Here is a 19,456-nt window from a genome sequence, read left to right on the forward strand (position 1 = left end):
CCCTGTCAGCCCGCCTGCTGGCGCAGGCTGTCGACCTTGTCCTGATTGCTTTGATCGCGGTCGCTGCGACTGCCCAGCTTGATCGTGGTGAACACCCGCGGCGCGCCCAGATCGTGAATTGCCTCATGGCACTGCTTGAACGCAGCGAACACGTCGTCCCAGTCGCCTTCCACATTGGTGCCGTAGGCATGCGCGACCGGATTCAGGCCGGCGTTGTCGAGAATCGGCTGACAGGCAGCGATGAAACGCGACACGGACACGCCCGCGCCCATGGGAATGACACAGATTTCGGCGGTGATGTTCATGAGGCACTCCTCGGCGGCAAACGCTTGGGCTGACAAGTTACTTGTTAACTATGCATGAACCGTAGTGGGCTATGCGCAAAGCAAGCAGGTGGTCCGCAAATGAACGCGAAGACACGCGAATAAGGCGAAAGCCGGATCGCGCCATGCTACTTGGCTTGCTGTTCGCGCGGCATGCTCGACGGTTTACATGAAGTGCTGGCTCGTATTCGCGTTTATTGGCGCGCATTCGCGGACCGGTTTGCTTGTTGAGCACGAAAGGACGAGGCCGATCGTTGGCAACGCGCCCGATCTGCTGTGCACGCCACCTGCCGGCATTTGCGCGTGGTCACGCATGACTTGGCGCCGGCAGGCCGGGCGTCGACGCCCGGCCGGTCAGTCGTCGAAGGCTGCGTTGAGCATATCCATATCGAAGCCGCGCCGCTGGAGAAACCGCATCTGCTTGGCCTTGGCGGGGAAGTCCTCGGGCTGGACGGGGCCGAAGCGTTTGGCGCGTACTTCCTCGGCGAGCGCGTTCCAGTCGGTTTCGCTATCGGCGAGCGCGCGCTCGATCTCTGCATCGTCGATCTGTACCGCCGCGAGTTCGGCACGAATACGCACCGGCCCGATACCGCGCGAGGCACGCGACGACACCATGGCATCGGCATAACGGGCGGCCGACAACAGCCCGTCGTCGATCAGCTCGTCAAGAACCTCGGCCACCTGTTCCCGGTCGTGGTCGCGCTGGGCGAGCTTGTGTGCGAGTTCGGCCGGCGCATGCTCGCGGCGTGCGAGCATGTCCATGGCCCGTTTGCGAATGGCTGTGCGCTCGGCCGAGGGGTCGAGCGGTTCCTCGGCGTCGTGTTCCTGCATTACCACTTAAAGACAGCGCCGAAACGCAGGCGGCTAGCTGTTCTTGCCGCCCTGCGCGGAGCCCAGCAGATCGTCCGAGGCTTCGCCTTCGCCTTGCTCGGCGGCTGCCTCGGCCTGCTCGTCCTTTTTCTTGCGCTTGGGCGCGAGCAGCTTCTCGCGCAGCGCGGTCTCGAGCTGCTGCGCGATTTCGGGGTTTTCCTTGAGGAAGTTGCGGGCGTTGTCCTTGCCCTGGCCAACGCGGTCGCCGTTGTAGGAATACCAGGAACCGGCTTTTTCGATGAGATTGTTGGCCACGCCCAGATCGATGATCTCGCCTTCGCGGGAGCTGCCCTCGCCGTAGAGGATTTCGAACTCGGCCTTGCGGAACGGGGGCGCCATCTTGTTCTTGACCACCTTCACCCGCGTTTCGTTGCCGATGACCTCGTCGCCTTTCTTGATCGCGCCGATACGGCGGATATCCAGGCGTACCGAAGCATAGAACTTGAGCGCGTTACCGCCGGTGGTGGTTTCGGGGCTGCCGAACATCACGCCGATCTTCATACGGATCTGGTTGATGAACATCACCGTGGTGCCGGTGCGCTTGATGTTCGCGGTGAGCTTGCGCAGCGCCTGGCTCATCAGGCGCGCCTGCAGGCCAACATGCGAATCGCCCATTTCGCCTTCGATTTCGGCCTTGGGCGTGAGCGCGGCCACCGAGTCGACCACGACGATATCCACCGCTGCCGACCGTACCAGCATGTCCGCGATTTCAAGCGCCTGTTCGCCGGTATCCGGCTGGCTGATCAGCAGATTCTCGATATCCACGCCGAGGGCTTCGGCATAGGTCGGGTCCAGGGCGTGCTCGGCGTCGATGAACGCAGCCGTGCCGCCGGCCTTCTGGCATTCGGCGATGGCCTGAAGGGTGAGCGTGGTCTTGCCCGATGATTCCGGACCGTAGATTTCCACCACGCGACCGCGCGGATAGCCGCCGATGCCGAGCGCGATATCCAGGGTAAGAGAACCGCTGGAAATGGACGGAATATTGCTCGTGTCCTGGTCGCCCATGCGCATGACCGAGCCCTTGCCGAACTGGCGCTCGATCTGGCTCAGTGCAGCTGCCAGTGCTTTCTTACGATCTTCGTCCATAGTTATCGTCGCTTTGTCGTTCGTGGATACGGTCGCCGCGCCGGCCAGGGCGAGGCAGTCAGGGTCCGTTCGCGGCCATTATTTCACACTGCCGGACGCCGCCGTGGGAGCGGCCATCGGCGCAATTCCCGATAGGCGCCCGGCTGGCCGCCCTCGCCGCTGCACAGCAGCGAAAAGTGCGCCACCGGCCATACGATCGGCTCGATCTGCTCCGCCGGCACGCGGGCAGCCCTGCGTCTGACGCTGACATGCGGGCGAAAACGCCTATTCTCAATACTGCGAATTGTATTTTTATCCAGCGCCGCCGCCAAGTCCAGAAGTGGCTGCGGCGGGCTCGACGGTCCGAGCCAGGCGATCTGCGGGGCTTCGAAGGCACCCAGGCGGTCGAGAACGAGCGTGAACGCCGGCGCCTCGATCGCATCGGCCGCGGTGCAAAAGCGTGCCAGGGCCGCGGATTCGACGGCGCCGAGGAAAACGAGGGTGAGATGCAGACGCGGCGTTTCGATACGCCGGCCGTCCAGGCCAAGCCGATCCGCGGTGGTCGCAATACGCTCGGCCACCGCGGCCGGCGGCATGAGCGCGAAGAACAGCCGCTGGCTGTCGCGCGGTGGTTCCGCCGCGGCCGTCATCGGCCGGCGCGGCGGCGGTACTCAGCCGGCGTCGACACGCTCGCGCAGCCCTACCAGCGCGGCCACCACGCTCTGGCTGCGGACCTCGTCGCGCGAGCCGTCGAACTGATAGCGCACCACTTCCGGCGGCCGGTTTCGTGCAAGCCAGCCGATGTAGACCGTGCCCACCGGCTTGTCGTCGCTGCCGCCGCCGGGGCCCGCGACCCCGGAAACCGCGATCGCCCAGTCGGCCGGGCTGTGCGCGAGCGTGCCATCGAGCATGGCCGCCACCACCGGCTCGCTGACCGCGCCGTGGCGCTCGATGAGTTCGCCGCTCACGCCGAGGCTGTCCTGCTTGGCCGCATTCGAGTAGGTCACGAAGCCGCGCTCGAACCATTCGGAGCTGCCGGCGCGGTCGGTACAGGCGGCCGCGATCATGCCGCCGGTACAGGACTCGGCAGTGGCCAGGGTTTGCCCGCGGCCGGTCATCAGCGTGGCCAGCTGATCGACGAGCGAAGCAATCGAGGTCTGGGCGTCGTAAGGTACCGTCATGGCTGCATTATGCCTAAGACATCGCCCGATTTGCGGGCTGTTGCCCGTACCGACTGACAATCGCGGTGTGGCCGAAGCGCGCAACTGCACACGCGCGCGGCCTGCCCCCAGGCTGGGTTCTGCGCGTTCTCCGGCGGGCGTCTACAATTGCGCGCTGCGGCCAGCCGGGTCGCCTTGCTTGTTCGTTTACCGACACAGACTGCTTCATGAGCGCACGCCCCAGCACCGATTCGCGCACTGACGGCTCGGCCGGCGAGTACGCCGCGCATACGCCGATGATGCGCCAGTACCTTGGCATCAAGGCCGATTATCCGCACATGCTGCTGTTCTATCGCATGGGCGACTTCTACGAACTGTTTTTCGACGATGCCCACCGCGCCGCCGAACTGCTCGATATCACCCTCACCGCGCGCGGCGAATCGGCCGGGCGCTCGATCCCGATGGCCGGCGTGCCCTATCACGCCGCCGAACAGTATCTCGCGCGGCTGATCGCCAAGGGCGAGTCCATCGCCATCTGCGAACAGCTGGAAGCACCCGGGGCGAGCAAGGGCCCGGTCAAGCGCGAAGTGGTACGCGTGGTCACACCGGGCACGGTCACCGACGATGCCCTGCTGGATGCCCGGCGCGCGAACCTGATCGTGGCCATCGCCCCCGCCAAGCGGGCGATCGGTATCGCGGTGCTGGAACTGGCCCGCGGCGACTTCGCAGTGACCGAAGTCGCCGACGAAACGGCGCTGGCCGCCGAACTCGCCCGGCTCGATCCGGCCGAGATCGTGGTCAGCGAACAGGCCTCGCTCGAGCTGCCCGCCGACGGCGTCGCCCTGACCCGCCGCCCCAGCTGGCTGTTCGATGCCATCAGCGCACGCCGGCGCCTGGAGGGCTTTTTCGAGGTGGCCCAGCTGGATGCCTTCGGCTGTGCCGACCTGCCGCGCGCCATCGCCGCCGCCGGCGCGCTTATCGACTACGTCGAGGCCACACAGCAGGCCGCGCTGTCTCATATCAAGAGCCTGCGCACCTATGCGGTCACCGATACGCTGGTGCTCGATGCGGCCACCCGCCGCAACCTGGAAATTGAACGCAGCGCCTCGGGCGATACCCGCCACAGCCTGGTCGGCCTGCTCGATCGCTGCGCCACCGCGATGGGCGCACGCGCGCTGCGCCGCTGGCTGGCCGAGCCACTGCGCAATTTCGATATTCTGCGCCATCGCCATCTGGCCATCGAAACGCTGCTTTCGGGCAGTCATGCCGGGCTGTCGGAACGGCTCAAGGAAGTGCCCGACGTCGAGCGCATCGCCACGCGCATCGCCCTGGCCTCGGCGCGCCCGCGCGATCTGTCGGGCCTTAACCGCGCGCTCGCCGCGCTGCCGGCCATCCGTCGTACACTGGCCAGCCTCGACGCGCCCCTGCTGGCCGCCCTGCACGAACAGATCGACCCGGCCGACGAGGTACGCGAATTGCTCGAACGCGCGGTGGTGGCCGAACCGCCGGTGGTGGTACGCGACGGCGGCGTGATCGCCCGCGGTTACGACGAAAAGCTCGACGAGCTGCGCGATCTGTCGGCCAACGCCGATGGCTATCTCGCGGACCTGGAAACCCGCGAACGTGAACGTACCGGCGTGGATACGCTCAAGGTGGGCTACAACCGCGTGCACGGCTATTACATCGAAATGGGTCGTGTGCATGCCGATGCCGCGCCCATCGACTATCAGCGCCGGCAGACGCTCAAGGCCGTCGAGCGCTATATCACGCCGGAACTCAAGCAGTTCGAGGATCAGGTGCTGTCGGCCCGCGAACGCGCGCTGGCCCGGGAAAAAGCCCTGTATAGCGAGCTGGTCGAAACACTCGCTGCCCATCTGCCCCGGCTGCAGTCGATCGCGGCCGGGCTGGCAAGCCTGGACGTGCTGTGTGCGCTGTCACGCTGCGCGCTGGGTTATCACTGGGTCGCGCCCACGCTCACCGACGCCCCGGGCGTGCGTATCACCGGCGGGCGTCATCCGGTGGTCGAGCATTTCTCCGATACGCCATTCGTGGCCAACGACACCGAGCTCGACGACGACTGCCGCCTGCTGCTGATCACCGGCCCGAACATGGGCGGCAAATCCACCTATATGCGCCAGACCGCGTTGATCGTGCTGCTCACCCATATCGGCAGCTTCGTGCCGGCCGAAGCCGCCGAAATCGGCCCGCTGGATCGCATTTTCACCCGAATCGGCGCGGGCGACGACCTGGCGGCCGGCCAATCCACCTTCATGGTGGAGATGAGCGAAACCGCGCAGATCCTGCACCATGCCACCGAGCGCTCGCTGGTACTGCTCGACGAGATCGGCCGTGGCACGTCCACCTACGACGGCCTGGCGCTGGCACGGGCGGTGGCCGAACGCCTGGCCCGCCACAACCGCGCCTATACGCTATTCGCGACCCATTATTTCGAACTCACCCAGCTTGCCGAGGACTGGCCGGCGAGCCGGAACGCCCATTTCGAGGTGGCCGACTACAACAGTGGCGGCGAGCAGAAGCTGGTGTTTCTACATGCGATCCGGCCGGGCCCCGCATCGCGCAGCTTTGGGCTCCAGGTAGCCTCGCTGGCGGGCGTGCCGCGGAGCGTGATTCGCCAGGCTGAAAAACACCTGGCCGAGCTGGAAGCCCAGTCGCGTGAACAGTCCGGCCCGCAGCTCGGCTTGTTCGAGCCAGCGCCGGCCGAGAACAAGCCCGCCGAGCCGGACCCGGTGCACGAAGCCCTGGCCGAGCTCGACTGCGACGAACTCACCCCGCGCGAGGCGCTGGAACTGCTCTACCGCCTCAAGCGCATGGCCGCCCAGACCGACCCGCACTGAGCGCGCGGGTCGTTGTCCGGTCGGTCACGCCATGGAAGTGGCGAGCTTGACCAGGCCGACCAGCAGCACCACCAGAAGCACGGTGGCCACCAGGCCCAGCAGGATGAAATGACTGGCCCGCCCGCGGGTGAAGTCGCGCTTGCGATTTTCGCTCGACTGCACCCCGAAGAAAGCGGCCATGACGCTCATCCAGCTCTGCCATAGTGTGGGCGGCCGCCGGCCATCTCCGGCCGGCGCGCCCTTGCTGTCATCCTTGTCGTTACGCTCAGTCAAGGTTATTTGCCGGCGTACTCTGCGGCCATTTCGTTGCTGATATCCAGATCCCGCCATACCCGGCGCGTGAGCGGCCCGGAGATCGCTTTCTCAACGCGCCCGCCCAGCATCGGCACCTCGACCTTGATATTGAAGCCGAGCGTCATCTGGGCCTTGCCGCCGTTGTCCTTCATGCGCATGTCGATCGCCACGTTTGCGGGCGTCTTCTCGAAGTCGATATCGATACGACCCTTGTTCGCGGCCAGATCCCAGCGGTCGGTCTGGAGCATGTCCACCTTCTTGGGCATGCGCGAACGGATCATGTCGGGCAGGTTCATTTCTTCCGTGCCAAAGCCGTAGCGCACGGTGATTTCGAACTCGTCCTTACCCTGGGTGGTATCGATATGCTCGGCGCTGCGCCCGTCCAGGCGCTCGTACTTGCGCAAATAGTACGATTCGTCGCCGAACATCGTCATGATCACGTCGACGGGATAATCGAAATCGTAGGTTTCTTCGAACTTCATTCAGCGCGTTCCTTGTGCTTGCGGGTAACGATGAAAGCCGGGGCCGCTCAGTCGGTGGGGCGGTCCATGTCGTTGGCGGACGGCGAGCCGTCGTCGCGATACAGATAAGAGGCGAGCATACCGTGGGCATCGACTTCGGCATCGAGCACGGCCAGCAGTACGAACACGCCGCCCATGCGTCGATGCAGGAAAACGATCTCGCGCGGTGGAATCCGGAACCAGCGCGAGATCGCCGCATCGGAAACCGCCCGCGATACGCGAAACGGCAGGTCCGACTCGCCCCAGCGATAGGCGCCATCCGGGGTGGTGAGTTCATCCGGCGCGTCGTCGGCGAACGGCTCGATCATGAGCATACCGACCTTGGCGAAGGCATCGAAGACATGCTGGGGCGAATCGCGGCGCAGCAGGTTGATGCCGATCGCGCCGTCGATCAAACGCTTGGCGTCCTTTTCGAAGGCGCCGGTCACCACATCGTAGTAGGAGCCGAGAAAACGCGGTGCGAACTCGCGCGTGGCGCCGAAATCCAGCAGCACCATCTGATCCGGGCCATCTTCGCGCAGACGGATCTTGTAGTTGCCGAAATGCGGGTCGGTCTGCACGATGCCCCAGACGAAGAACTCGCGAAAGAACAGGTCCAGTGCGCTGCGCCCGATCTCGTCGCGGCGCGCCTGATCGAGATCCTGTACGGCCTCGCTCTGGACGTGGTGGGCGGCCTCATAAGAAGTCACCAGCACCGTTTCAGTGGAGTATTCCGGGAATACCTGGGGCACCACGTAGCGCTCGTCGCCCTCGAGGCGGGTGGAAAACTCGCGCGTCATGCGCAGTTCGCGGTCGTAGTCCACCTCGCGGTAGATCATCTCGCGAACCTCTTCCATGATCGCGTTCAACTCCATGCCCTTGGGCACGAGCCGCGCCAGCCTCACGATCTGGGTCAGCGTGCGGATGTCGCTGTCGATGGCATCGGCCAGACGCGGATACTGGATCTTCACGCACAGTTCGAGACCGTCGGACTTGCGTTTGGCGCGATGAACCTGGCCCAGGGAGGCAGCCGCCATCGGCTCAGGATCAATCTCCAGCTCGGCCAGACGCTTCTTGCCGAGGCGTTCGACCACCACCGGCTCGAGGTCTTCCCAGGCGACCGGCGGACTGTCGTCCTGCAGGCTGCGCAGCACTTCGATGGCCTCGGGCGGCATGAAATACTGGCCGTAGACGGACAGCATCTGGCCGACCTTCATCACGCTGCCCTTGAGCTGGCCCAGTTCGTCGGCGAGGAATTCGGCCTGCTTGACGTAGAACTCGCGGTTGCGTCGTTCCCGGTCTTCCTTGCTGCGGAACATATTGCCCAGCGTATGACCGGCGAACGACGCCCCCGCCATCACGCCCATGCGGGCCATGGCCGCATTGCGGTCGAAGGAGCCCGTCTTGAGCTTGAGCGGCTTGCGGTCTTTACGGTCGGACTTGGAGGCCATACGTCATGTCGAACGCTGGATAAAGGTTGGAGTCTATCAGGTCGCCCGCGCTTGTCGGATGGGGATCGATACCGATATTCGCGGCCGCGCTACGGGCATAAAAAAAGGGATCCGGCGCTGGCCGGATCCCTTCCAACCTTCGACGAATCGAAGGTGCACGTCGCCTGGTGGCTATGGGTGGATTTGAACCACCGACTCTCGCATTATGAATACGATGCTCTAACCCCTGAGCTACATAGCCGGAAAGCCGCGTAGTTTCTTCGCCGAGGCCCTTCGTGTCAACCCTTGAATGGCCGCCAACGATGGCCCGTGCGACAGCCCGTTTTCAGACGTTGAAACGAAAGTGTACGACGTCGCCCTCGACCATCACGTATTCCTTGCCTTCGAGGCGCTGACGGCCCGCTTCCTTGGCCCCTTTCTCGCCCTTGAGGCTGACGTAGTCGTCGTAACCGATGACTTCGGCACGAATGAAGCCGCGTTCGAAGTCGGTATGGATCACCCCGGCCGCCTGCGGCGCCGTCGCGCCGCGGCGCACCGTCCAGGCCCGGACTTCCTTGGGCCCGACCGTAAAGAAGGTCTGCAGACCGAGCAGTTCGTAGGCCGCGCGAATCACACGGTCGAGGCCGGGTTCCTCAAGGCCCAGATCAGCGAGGAATTCGTTCTTGTCATCGCCGTCGAGCTGCGCAAGCTCGCCTTCCAGCGCCGCACAGACCGCGACCACCGGCGCGCTCTGGGCCGCGGCATGCTCGGCCACGCGGTCGAGCAGCGGATTGTTCTCGAAGCCGTTCTCGTCGACGTTGGCAACGAACAGGGCCGGCTTGGCGGTGATCAGATGCAGTTCGCGTAACGCAAGGCGTTCGTCATCGCTGAATTCCATCGCCCGCACCGGCGCGCCTGTATCCAGATGGTCGCGCACGCGCTCGAACAGCTCGAAGTTGCGCTTGGCGGTCTTGTCACCGGACTTGGCCGCCTTGGCGGTGCGCTCGGCGGCGCGGGTGACCGTGGTCAGATCGGCCAGCGCCAGCTCGGTATCGATGGTTTCGATATCGGCGATCGGATCGACCCGGCCGGACACGTGCATGACATCGTCGTCGTCGAAGCAACGCACCACATGCAGAATGGCGTCGGTTTCACGGATATTGGCCAGAAACTGGTTGCCCAGCCCCTCACCGGTCGAGGCGCCGGCGACCAGCCCGGCGATATCGACGAACTCGATCGCCGTGGGAATGGTCTTTTCGGGGCTGGCGATACCGGCCAGCGCGGTCAGCCGCGGATCCGGCACGCTCACCACACCCACGTTCGGGTCGATGGTGCAAAAGGGGTAGTTCTCGGCCGGTATTTCGGCCGCGGTGAGCGCGTTGAAAAGTGTGGACTTGCCCACGTTGGGCAAACCGACGATACCGACCTGAAGAGCCATGTGAACAAACCTCTGATGGCGTTAGTGCAGCGCCAACGCAGGCGCATCGCGATGACGTGTTGTCGACAGTGCGGGATTAGTCGCTGGCTGGCGCCTTGCGCGAATTCAGCCGCTGGGCGCCGTGATCCCAGCCCTTGTCGAGCGCAAGCTCCAGCGCGTCGATACCGGCATCGATGGCAGCGTCAATGGCAATCCGATCGTCCGGCGACGGCGTGCCCAGCACATAGGACAGTACCAGCGATCGATCGCCGGGATGGCCAATGCCGATCCGCAACCGCTTGTACTGGGTACCGATCACCCGGGTGATATCGCGCAGACCGTTATGGCCGCCGTGGCCGCCCGACTGCTTGAACCGGGCCGTGCCCGCAGGCAGGTCGAGCTCGTCGTGTACGACCAGCACGCTCTCGGGCGGGATCTTGTGAAAGGCACACAGCGGCTGCGCTGCATCGCCGCTGCGATTCATGAATGTGGCCGGCTTGAGCAGCCACACGCTCGCGTCGCCCGACCCGTAGCGCGCCAGATCACCCTTGAACTTGCGTTCGGGCGAAAACGTCAGGCGCCACCGCTCGGCAAGGCGATCAGCCAGCCAGAAGCCGACGTTGTGTCGATCGCTGGCATGATCCGCGCCGGGGTTGCCCAGCGCCACCACGGCACGAATCGGATCACTCATGCCGTTTCCCGAATGCGCAGGCGCAAGCCGGAGCGGGCGCGACGAAGACTACTTGTCTTCGTCTTCGCCGGCGTCCTCGCCTTCCGCATCGTCTTCGGATTCGCCGTCTTCGGCGTCCTCGCCCTCGGCTTCTTCGGCAGCCGCGGCTTCGGCTTCTGCCTCTTCCTCGGCTTCGAGTTCGATCGCGGCACGGGGCACCTGCACGGACACTACGGTGCGATCGGTCTGATCTTCCTCGTCGCCCATCAGTTCGACGATCTGGACGCCTTCCGGCAGGACCAGCTCGCTCAGGTGCACGGCGTCGTGCAGATGCAGCTTGGAGCAGTCGACTTCGATGTATTCCGGCAGATCGCGCGGCAGACATTCGATTTCGATGTCGTTCATGTTGTGCTGAACGATGCCGTCTTCGTCGGCCACGCCCGGGCATTCCTCTTCGCCCACGAAGTGCAGCGGCACGCTCATGCGCAGCGCTTCGCCGGCAACGATGCGCAGAAAGTCCGCATGTTCGATGAACGGCTTGGCCGGATGGCGCTGCAGGTCACGCAGAACCACTTCCTCGGTGCTGCCACCGTCGACGTGAATCTTGATGATGTGGGAGAAGAACGCCTCGTTGTCCAGATGATGGTCGAGGTCGTTGTGCTCCAGGGTCAGCATCACCGGCTCGCCGTTGCCGCCGTAGATGATCGCCGGCACGCGGCCGTTGCGACGCAGGCGACGGTTCTCGGCGCGGCCCTTCGCGGTACGTTTTTCCGCATTCAGCTCGAAAGCTTCCATATCGATTCGCTCCAATAATAAGGACGGTCACCGGACGTTCCGTCGACCGCTCGATCGTTGTGTTTTATGGCGGGCCGCCGCCCACCGACTTCAAAAGACCGCGTAGTATACGCGCTTGGCCGGCAAATGCACGACCTGCGAGCGCGACCGGCCCCGCGCCGAATACGCCTAGTCCACGTACAGCGTGGACACGGACTCCTCGTTGCTCACCCGGCGGATGGTTTCGGCCAGCAGCGCGGCGATATGCAGCTGGCGAATCTTGCCGCAGGCGGCCGCATCCGGCGATAGCGGAATGGTGTCAGTGACCACCAGCTCGTCCAGGCGGGAGTTGCTGATGTTCTCGATCGCCTTGCCCGAAAGCACCGGATGCGTGACATAGGCCTTGACCTTGGTCGCGCCCTGGTTCTTGAGTGCATCGGCCGCCTGGCAGAGCGTGCCGGCGGTGTCGACCAGATCGTCGACCATGATGCAGGTCTTGCCGCTGACGTCGCCGATGATGTTCATCACCTTGGCTTCGTTGGCCTTGGGGCGCCGCTTGTCGATGATCGCAAGATCGGCATCTTCCAGACGCTTGGCCAGCGCCCGTGCGCGCACCACGCCGCCGACGTCGGGCGAGACGACAATCAGCTTTTCGTCCTTTTGACGCCAGATATCCCCGAGCAACACCGGCGAGGCATAGACGTTGTCCACGGGCATGTCGAAAAAGCCCTGGATCTGGTCGGCGTGCAGATCGACCGTAAGCACGCGATCCGTACCGACCGCGCCCAGCATGCTGGCGACGACCTTGGCCGAAATCGGCACGCGCGCGCTGCGCGGGCGACGATCCTGGCGGGCATAGCCGAAATACGGAACGACCGCGGTGATACGCCCGGCCGATGCGCGATGCAGGGCATCGATGAGCATCAGCAGCTCCATGACGTTGTCGTTGGTCGGACGACAGGTCGGCTGGACGACGAACACGTCGCGCCCACGCACGTTTTCTTCGATCTCGACCGTGATCTCGCCGTCCGAGAACTTGCCGACATTCGCCTTGCCCACGGGCAACTTGAGGTAACCGGCCACATCCTTGGCCAACGCCGGATTGGCGTTGCCGGTAAAGACCATCAACCTGGAATCCGCCATGGGTTCGTGCTGCCGTGCTGTCAATTGAAGGTGAGCGGTCCGCGCTGCGGACGGTAATCGGGATGAAATGCTGGACATGCACGCTTGCCGCGCGCTGTTCAACCACACTCGTCGCGCGGCGCGTCACCCTGACCGGGCTCGCGCGCTGCGTCGATTTCATCCAGCCTTTGAGCTGTATTTACGTGTCCGCTCGCGCGTCACGCTTGTATGGCTGGGGCGGCAGGATTATTCGGCATCTTGCGATGCCTCACCCTGCGGGCTCGTGCCGCTGCGCGTCACGATTCTTGCGCGCTTCGCGCGCTGCGTCGAACCTTGCAGGTTCTCATCCAGCCGCCCCGGCTGTCCTTCGTGTCCGCTTACGCGGACGCTTGTATGGCTGGGGCGGCAGGATTCGAACCTGCGGTACACGGGATCAAAACCCGATGCCTTACCGCTTGGCTACGCCCCATCTAACTTTCATCGTCTTCGTTCATTCGAATCCTGCCGCTGCGCGGAAGGACTCGAACCTGCGGGATTATCGCGCCTGCGGCACAGGGGGATCAAAACCCGATGCCTTACCGCTTGGCTACGCCCCATCTAACTTCATCGTCTTCGTTCGTTCGAATCCTGCCGCTGCGCGGAAGGACTCGAACCTGCGTGAATCGAGAAAACTCTCTTCACCCGCGCGAAGGCCGCGTATTTTCTTGACTGCTTCGGCCGGTGTCAATTCGCGCCGGATACGCCGTCGACGTTGAACCAGCGATCGACGACGAGGCGAATGCGGGTTTCGCCGTTGTCGAGCACGATGCGCCGCGGCACGGCCGGCATGTTTTCCGGCTCGACATACTCGGGCAAGGACAGCGCCCAGCCGTTCTGTTCGAGCGAGATCATGCGCCCCTGGGCATTGACGCTGATGCGGTCGTAGTCGCCGGGCGCGGGCAGACCGCGCGCCCAGAAACGCAGCGGCTCGAGCGGGAACGTCCAGCCCAGCGTGCGCTCGACCAGCGCATCCGGTTCGGTGGTGACGAAGCGTTCGTCCTTGGTCTGAATGACCACGGAATCCTCAAGCGAGCCCTGTGCACGAAAGCCGCCTGCGCCCAGCGGGCCGGACAGGCGCACATCGAAGGTTTCGCCCTGCTGACGCCAGCTCAGATTACCCGTCCACCCCAGAAGCTGGCCGGTGGCCACCCGGCCCTGAAGCGACCAGACGTCGAAGTCGGTGAGCGCCTGCCTGTGTTCGGCCCAGGCAGCGGCATCCACGACGCCGGCTTCGGTTTCGGCGGGCTTGCGGATGATCGCGCAGCCGGAGAGTACGGCCGCGGCCAGGAGCAGAATAAGCAGTTTCTTCATGGGTCGAGACGTTCGATGGTTTCAGTGAGCACGGGGTGGTCGGCGCTGTCGGCCATGGCACCCTGCCAGATACGCCGCGCCGCTTCGTGCTGGCCTTGTTGCCAGAGCACTTCGCCCAGATGCGCGGCGACCTCGGGATCCGGAAACTCCCGGTAGGCGCGTTCGAGATAGTGCCGTGCGGCGTCGAGGTTGCCCCGACGGTACTCCACCCAGCCCATGCTATCCAGAATGGCCGGGTTGTCCGGCTCGGCTTCGAGCGCCCGCTGGATATAGCCCGCCGCGCGCTCATAGTCGCTACCGTGGTTGGCGATCAGATAACCCAGTGCGTTGAGCGCACGCGCGTCGTCCGGCTCGCGCTCCAGCACGGTCTCGAGATCCTGCTTGGCCGCCTGAATATCGCCGAGGCGTTCATAGGCCATGGAGCGGCCATAAAGAAGCTCGGTGCTGTCGGGCACTTCGTCGAGGGCGTGATTGTAGATATCCAGCGCCGCGCGGGCCTCGTCGGCCTCATACAGCAGCTGGCCCTCGGCCGCGTAGAGCTGTTCGCTCAAGTCGGGATAGCTGTCGCGCAGTTCGCTCAGGCGACGCTGGGCGCCGGGCAGATCGCCCTGTATGAAGATCATGCGTGCCCCGCGCACCTGCCCTTCGAAGGCATGCCCGCCGTTCTCGACACGCTGATACCAGCGCTGCGCGTCGGCATAGTCTTTACGTTCTTCGGCAATCGTGCCGAGATAGAAGGCCGCGTCGTCGGCACGTTCGTTGTTGTCGTACAGGCGAGTTAACGCGGTCTCGGCGCGCTCGAGCTGGCCCAGACTCAGCGACAGGATCGCCAGGCCATAGCGTGCGTCGGTGTTGTCCGGCTGCAGTTCGATGGCCTGCTCGAACTCGCCGAGTGCGGCGTCTTCCTGATCCGCCTCGATCAGCAGACGGGCCAGTGCCAGATGGTATTGGGCGCGGCTGGCCGCATTGCCCGGCAGGCCGGCCACGAGCTTGCGCGCCTTGGCGGTTTCGCCGGCCTGTATCCAGACCCCGGCCTGCAACAGCACGGCATCATTCCAGTTCGGATCGAGTGCGAGCGCGCGTTCTGCCGCGCCTGCGGCGACCTCGGCCCGGTCGTAACGCAGCGCGACCACGCCCAGCGCATATTGTGCCGGCGCGCTATCGCTATCGGCCTGGGCCATGTCATTGAGCGTATCGATGACCATGTCGGTGGCATTGGGTGCACCGCTGACCACATCGGCAAGCAGCCGGTAGCCGATATCCGGCGAGGCCGCGGCCGTAACCAGCGCCGGCGCGTAGTTCGCCAGCCCCTCGGCATCCTCGTTGGCCACCGCCATGCGCGTGGCCGTGCGCTGGGCGTCGAGCGAATCCGGTTCGTTGCCTGCCCAGATCTTCGCGGCCTTGTAGGCCATATCGGGCTGCTCGGCGAACAACGCAATACGAGTGGCACGCTTGGCCAGCGCCGGGTCATTGGAATATTCGAGCGCGGCCACATATTCGCGGGCAGCGAGATCGCGGTTGCCGCGCTGGATAGCCATCTCGCCGGCAAGCACGTGGTACTCGTAGGCTTCGCGCCGGCTCACCGGGCTTGGCTGCACGGCATTGGCATCGATACGCGTATCGGCGCCGGCAGGCGCGCTGCCAAGCTGGCCGGCACAGCCGGCCGCCAACGCCACGATACCGGCAAGCAGCAGCCCCGCCGCGCCCCGGTGCAGGCGGTTTCGCTGCACGCCGGTATCGGCCGCAGCCTTACCAGCACGGCATGAAAGTCGGTCCATCGCCGGTTGATAGCACGGGCGTGCGCCAGCATGCTCGCCGCGGCCAGCCGCCATGAAGCCCTTGTGACCCGAAGTCGGGCAGCCCCCGGCTTCGGTTCTGGAGGGCGTTGAAAAACGGCTGCGCATCAGCGGTTTTCGTGCCGGGTTAATAGTATGCATAAGTCAATGATAGCGCGACGATCAAAGCAACGGCTACGCAAACCGCACCGCGCAGGCGACGTGGCGCGGTAGAATAACGTCATGACGCTGCTGACCGTCGGTCTGAACCATATCACCGCCCCGCTATCGGTCCGTGAGACCGCGGCGTTTCCGCCCGAGCAGTTCGATGCGGCGCTCGACGATTTTCTGCGCCTGCCGCATGTGTACGAGGGCGCGATCCTGTCGACCTGCAACCGTACCGAACTCTATGCGGTGACCGACGCGCCGGGCGATGGCGCGCTGCGCCACTGGCTGTGCGAACAGCGCGGGCTCAACGACGACGACATGGCGCCCTACTTCTATATCCACCGCGATCGCGAAACGGTGCGCCACAGCCTGCGCGTGGCTGCCGGGCTGGATTCGATGATTCTGGGCGAGCCGCAGATTCTCGGCCAGATGAAAAACGCCTATCGCAGCGCCCGTGCCGCGCGTGGCGCCGGGCCGTTGCTCACCCGTCTTTTCGAACACAGCTTCGCGGTCGCCAAACAGATTCGCAGCCAGACCGATATCGGCGCCAACCCGGTATCGGTCGCCTATGCCGGCGTAAGCCTGGCACGCCAGATCTTTGCCGACCTGTCCGAAACCGCGGCGATGTTCATCGGCGCCGGCGAGACCGTCGACCTGGCCGCGCGCTATCTTGCGGACGCGGGCGTGCAACGCATGATCTTCGCCAATCGCAGCGTCGAGCGCGCCCAGGAGCTGGCCACCCGCTATCACGGCTATGCGATCGCCCTCGACGATATCGCCGCCCACCTGGCCGAAGCCGACATGCTGATCTCGTCGACGGCCGCCCCCGGCTATCTGGTGAGCTTCGATGAACTACGCGACGCGGTAAGACAGCGTCGACGCAAGCCCATGTTTGCCCTCGATCTGGCAGTGCCTCGCGATATCGATCCCGCCGCCGGCAAACTCGAGGATATTTATCTATATTCGGTGGATGACCTGCAGAGCGTCATCGACGATAATCGCCGTTCGCGCGAAAAGGCGGCCACGCTGGCCGACGGCATGCTCGATGTGCGCATCGAGGAATACATAGACTGGCTGGATTCGCGTCAGGCCATCGATACCATTCGCGATCTGCGCGAGCAGGCCTACAACGCCCGCGAAGACGTGCTGGCCAGAGCCCGCCGGCGGTTGGCGCGCGGCGAGAACGCAGACGACGTACTCGCGTATCTTGCCCGCACGCTGACCAACAAGCTCATGCACGAGCCCAGCGCGACGCTGCGCAAGGCACGAGGCGCCCATCAGCAGGAACTGCTGACCGGCGCCCGGGACCTGTTCCAGCTCGACAGCGAAACGCATGCACGCAGCCCGCGCGAACCGGTTTCCAAGACGAACATAGAAGACAACGAATGAAAGACTCCCTGCGCGCCAAGCTCGAGGAACTGGTCGAACGCCACGAAGACCTCGCGCATTCGCTATCCGACCCGGAGGTTATCGGCAATCAGGACAAGTTCCGGCGCATGTCCCAGGAATATGCCCAGCTCGAATCGCTGGCAGCGGACTACCGCGCCTGGCGGGCACTGGTCGATGAAATAGCCGATCTCGAAGAGATGGAAAACTCCGATGAGGCCGAGCTGCGAGAAATGGCCGAAGCCGAGCTCGACGACGCCAGAGAACGCCTCGTCGGCCTGGAGGCCGAGCTGCGCAAGCACCTTATCCCGCGCGACCCGAACGACAACGCCAATCTCTACCTGGAAATCCGTGCCGGCACCGGCGGCGACGAAGCGGCGCTGTTCGCCGGCGACCTGTTGCGCATGTATTCCAGCTATGCCGAGAAACAGGGCTGGCAGGTCGAGATCCTGTCCGCCAGCGAGGGCGAACACGGCGGCTACAAGGAAGTCATTTCGCGCCTGATCGGCACCGGCGCGTTTTCACGGCTGAAGTTCGAATCCGGCGCGCATCGCGTACAGCGTGTGCCTGCCACCGAATCCCAGGGCCGTATCCATACCTCGGCATGCACGGTCGCGGTGTTACCCGAAGCCGACGAGATCGAAGCGATCAAGATCGATCCCAACGATCTGCGCGTGGACACCTTCCGTGCCGCCGGCGCGGGTGGCCAGCACGTCAACAAGACCGACTCGGCGATCCGTATCACCCATATCCCCACCGGGGTGGTGGTCGAATGCCAGCAGGAGCGCTCCCAGCACAAGAACCGTGCCCGGGCGATGAGCCTGCTGCAGACCAAGCTGCTGACCGCCGAACAGGACAAGCAGGCCAGCGAACAGGCCGCCACCCGCAAGAAACTCGTGGGCAGCGGCGACCGCTCCGAGCGTATCCGCACCTACAACTTCCCGCAGGGGCGCGTCACCGACCATCGCATCAACCTCACCCTCTACAAGCTCGACGACGTCATGGCGGGCAATCTCGAAGAGATCGTCGACGCCCTGACCAGCGAACATCAGGCCGATCTGCTCGCCGAAATGGGCGCGGCCTGATCGCCACATCGTGACCTCAACCGTCGATGCGCTGCGCCGCGGTGCCCGCGACCGCCTCGCCGCGCATAGCGACAGCCCCGATCTGGATGCGCGGCTGCTGCTCGAACACGTGCTCGGGGTGAACCATAGCTGGCTCGTGATCCACGCCGAAGACGACGTCGACGACGCCGTCTGCCAGCAGTTCGCCGCACTCGTTGCCCGGCGCGCGGCGGGCGAACCGCTCGCCTATCTCGTGGGCAGCGTCGGCTTCTGGACGTTCGAGCTGGATGTGTCACCGGCGGTACTCATTCCCCGCCCGGATACCGAAACACTGGTCGAAGCGGTACTCGAAGCGCACGGCCCCGAACCGCGCCGACTGCTCGATCTCGGCACCGGCAGCGGCGCGATCGCCCTGGCCCTGGCCGAGGAACGCCCGGCCTGGCGGGTGACCGCCACGGACGCAAGTTCGCAGGCGCTCGACTGCGCGCGCGCCAACGCGGCCCGGCTCGGCCTGGCCCGGCTCGAGTTCGCCCTGGGGCCCTGGTTCGAGGCAGTCGGCGACCGATGCTTCGATATCATCGTATCCAACCCGCCGTATATCGCCGCCGGGGACAGCCACCTCGCCGCCCTCACGCATGAACCGTCGACCGCACTTGTCGCCGCCCGGCAGGGATTGGCAGATCTAGAACAGATCATCGCCGGCGCCGGCCGCCATCTATCGGCGGGCGGCGCGGTCTACCTCGAGCATGGCGCCGATCAGGGCGCGGCGGTGCGCGCTATGTTTGCCGGTTGGCAGCACGTGGAAACCCGTCGCGACCTCGCCGGTAACGAGCGGGTGACCCGCGCGTTCGTCGATACACACGGCGGCGTACACCGCAGCTAATCGCCGCGCCGTGCTCAGGCCGATCGGGCCAGATGGGAGAGTTCTTCGAGAATATCCTCACGCCCGTAAAGGTCACCGACATAACGACTGACCGTCTCACCCTTTTCGATGATCAACGTGGGCGTGGCCAGAAGCCGGGACTCGAGCGCGCGCTCGGGTTCGCGGAGAACATCGACTATTTCGAACCGACTTTTATCCACGCTGTCGTGCACGCCAAGCAATTCCTCGATCGCGCGCCTTGCGCGACGGGAACTCGGCGCATCGCCCGCGACGAATAAACGTACGCGCGGCGAATCCGGTGACCCCTCTTTTTCCATCCCGCACTCTCCGGGTTCTACATCGCTCATTGT

At 64.7% G+C, this 19,456-nt stretch carries 19 protein-coding genes and 2 tRNA genes; 4 read left to right on the plus strand and 17 right to left on the minus strand.

All coding sequences use genetic code 11. The annotated features are described in order from the left end of the window. Window positions 1–5: 5 nt before the first annotated feature. The 5 genes from CMN27_RS09505 to CMN27_RS09525 form a co-directional block, all read right to left on the minus strand. Entirely contained in the window at window positions 6–305 is a 300-nt protein-coding gene (locus tag CMN27_RS09505; protein ID WP_293625888.1) for an MTH1187 family thiamine-binding protein, read from the minus strand. A gap of 372 nt (window positions 306–677) precedes the next feature. Continuing rightward, window positions 678–1,154, minus strand: coding sequence for a regulatory protein RecX (locus tag CMN27_RS09510; protein ID WP_293625890.1), 477 nt, complete (start codon window positions 1,152–1,154; stop codon window positions 678–680). Window positions 1,155–1,187: 33 nt separating this feature from the next. Next, complete coding sequence (gene recA, locus CMN27_RS09515; RefSeq protein WP_293625892.1) at window positions 1,188–2,279, minus strand: recombinase RecA; 1,092 nt, start codon at window positions 2,277–2,279, stop codon at window positions 1,188–1,190. An 83-nt stretch (window positions 2,280–2,362) separates the two neighbouring features. Further along, the gene (gene thpR, locus CMN27_RS09520) at window positions 2,363–2,908 is read right to left on the minus strand and encodes an RNA 2',3'-cyclic phosphodiesterase (RefSeq protein WP_293625894.1); all 546 of its coding nucleotides are present in this window, start codon (window positions 2,906–2,908) and stop codon (window positions 2,363–2,365) included. 21 nt (window positions 2,909–2,929) lie between these two features. After that, window positions 2,930–3,439 (minus strand): CinA family protein, encoded by a 510-nt coding sequence (locus CMN27_RS09525; RefSeq protein ID WP_293625896.1) that lies wholly within the window; start codon window positions 3,437–3,439, stop codon window positions 2,930–2,932. A 206-nt stretch (window positions 3,440–3,645) separates the two neighbouring features. Here CMN27_RS09525 and mutS point away from each other — a divergent pair, with 206 nt between their 5' ends. Next, entirely contained in the window at window positions 3,646–6,273 is a 2,628-nt protein-coding gene (mutS, locus tag CMN27_RS09530) for a DNA mismatch repair protein MutS (RefSeq protein WP_293625898.1), read from the plus strand. Between the two features lie 24 nt (window positions 6,274–6,297). Here the strand turns inward: mutS and CMN27_RS09535 are convergent, their stop codons facing one another. The 11 genes from CMN27_RS09535 to CMN27_RS09585 all read right to left on the minus strand — a co-directional run bounded on the left by CMN27_RS09535 (window position 6,298) and on the right by CMN27_RS09585 (window position 15,560). Continuing rightward, window positions 6,298–6,546, minus strand: a complete 249-nt coding sequence (locus CMN27_RS09535) for a DUF2970 domain-containing protein (RefSeq protein WP_293625900.1) — start codon at window positions 6,544–6,546, stop codon at window positions 6,298–6,300. 2 nt (window positions 6,547–6,548) lie between these two features. Continuing rightward, on the minus strand, window positions 6,549–7,049 hold the full coding sequence (locus CMN27_RS09540; protein ID WP_293625902.1) for a DUF2505 domain-containing protein: 501 nt from the start codon (window positions 7,047–7,049) through the stop codon (window positions 6,549–6,551). A gap of 47 nt (window positions 7,050–7,096) precedes the next feature. Further along, window positions 7,097–8,518 carry an AarF/ABC1/UbiB kinase family protein gene (locus CMN27_RS09545; RefSeq protein WP_293625904.1) on the minus strand — a complete coding sequence of 474 codons (1,422 nt, stop codon included), beginning with the start codon at window positions 8,516–8,518 and terminating at the stop codon, window positions 7,097–7,099. Between the two features lie 165 nt (window positions 8,519–8,683). After that, window positions 8,684–8,759: transfer RNA gene (locus CMN27_RS09550), tRNA-Met, on the minus strand. 84 nt (window positions 8,760–8,843) lie between these two features. Beyond that, window positions 8,844–9,935 carry a redox-regulated ATPase YchF gene (ychF, locus tag CMN27_RS09555; RefSeq protein ID WP_293625906.1) on the minus strand — a complete coding sequence of 364 codons (1,092 nt, stop codon included), beginning with the start codon at window positions 9,933–9,935 and terminating at the stop codon, window positions 8,844–8,846. Window positions 9,936–10,011: 76 nt separating this feature from the next. Beyond that, on the minus strand, window positions 10,012–10,605 hold the full coding sequence (gene pth, locus CMN27_RS09560) for an aminoacyl-tRNA hydrolase (protein WP_293625908.1): 594 nt from the start codon (window positions 10,603–10,605) through the stop codon (window positions 10,012–10,014). A gap of 48 nt (window positions 10,606–10,653) precedes the next feature. Beyond that, entirely contained in the window at window positions 10,654–11,385 is a 732-nt protein-coding gene (locus tag CMN27_RS09565; RefSeq protein WP_366515440.1) for a 50S ribosomal protein L25/general stress protein Ctc, read from the minus strand. Between the two features lie 162 nt (window positions 11,386–11,547). Then, entirely contained in the window at window positions 11,548–12,501 is a 954-nt protein-coding gene (locus CMN27_RS09570; protein WP_293625911.1) for a ribose-phosphate diphosphokinase, read from the minus strand. Window positions 12,502–12,874: 373 nt separating this feature from the next. Next, window positions 12,875–12,949: transfer RNA gene (locus tag CMN27_RS09575), tRNA-Gln, on the minus strand. Window positions 12,950–13,203: 254 nt separating this feature from the next. Further along, window positions 13,204–13,830, minus strand: a complete 627-nt coding sequence (gene lolB / locus CMN27_RS09580; RefSeq protein ID WP_293625912.1) for a lipoprotein insertase outer membrane protein LolB — start codon at window positions 13,828–13,830, stop codon at window positions 13,204–13,206. Next, complete coding sequence (locus CMN27_RS09585; RefSeq protein WP_293625914.1) at window positions 13,827–15,560, minus strand: tetratricopeptide repeat protein; 1,734 nt, start codon at window positions 15,558–15,560, stop codon at window positions 13,827–13,829. Before CMN27_RS09585 ends, lolB begins: the two co-directional genes overlap by 4 nt. A 288-nt stretch (window positions 15,561–15,848) precedes the next feature. Here CMN27_RS09585 and hemA point away from each other — a divergent pair, with 288 nt between their 5' ends. The 3 genes from hemA to prmC are packed head-to-tail and all read left to right on the plus strand — an operon-like array spanning window position 15,849 to window position 19,106. Further along, the gene (hemA, locus tag CMN27_RS09590; RefSeq protein ID WP_293625916.1) at window positions 15,849–17,162 is read left to right on the plus strand and encodes a glutamyl-tRNA reductase; all 1,314 of its coding nucleotides are present in this window, start codon (window positions 15,849–15,851) and stop codon (window positions 17,160–17,162) included. Next, window positions 17,159–18,244: a peptide chain release factor 1 gene (gene prfA, locus CMN27_RS09595; protein WP_293625918.1), complete on the plus strand. Its 1,086-nt coding sequence runs from the start codon at window positions 17,159–17,161 to the stop codon at window positions 18,242–18,244. Before hemA ends, prfA begins: the two co-directional genes overlap by 4 nt. A 10-nt stretch (window positions 18,245–18,254) precedes the next feature. Then, a complete protein-coding gene (gene prmC, locus CMN27_RS09600) occupies window positions 18,255–19,106 on the plus strand; it encodes a peptide chain release factor N(5)-glutamine methyltransferase (protein ID WP_293625920.1) in 852 nt (283 codons plus the stop codon). 14 nt (window positions 19,107–19,120) lie between these two features. Here prmC and CMN27_RS09605 read toward each other — a convergent pair whose 3' ends face one another. Then, entirely contained in the window at window positions 19,121–19,453 is a 333-nt protein-coding gene (locus CMN27_RS09605; RefSeq protein WP_293625922.1) for a circadian clock KaiB family protein, read from the minus strand. Window positions 19,454–19,456: the final 3 nt, after the last annotated feature.

The sequence above is a fragment of the Salinisphaera sp. genome, assembly GCF_002729955.1.
Taxonomy (GTDB): Bacteria; Pseudomonadota; Gammaproteobacteria; order Nevskiales; family Salinisphaeraceae; genus Salinisphaera.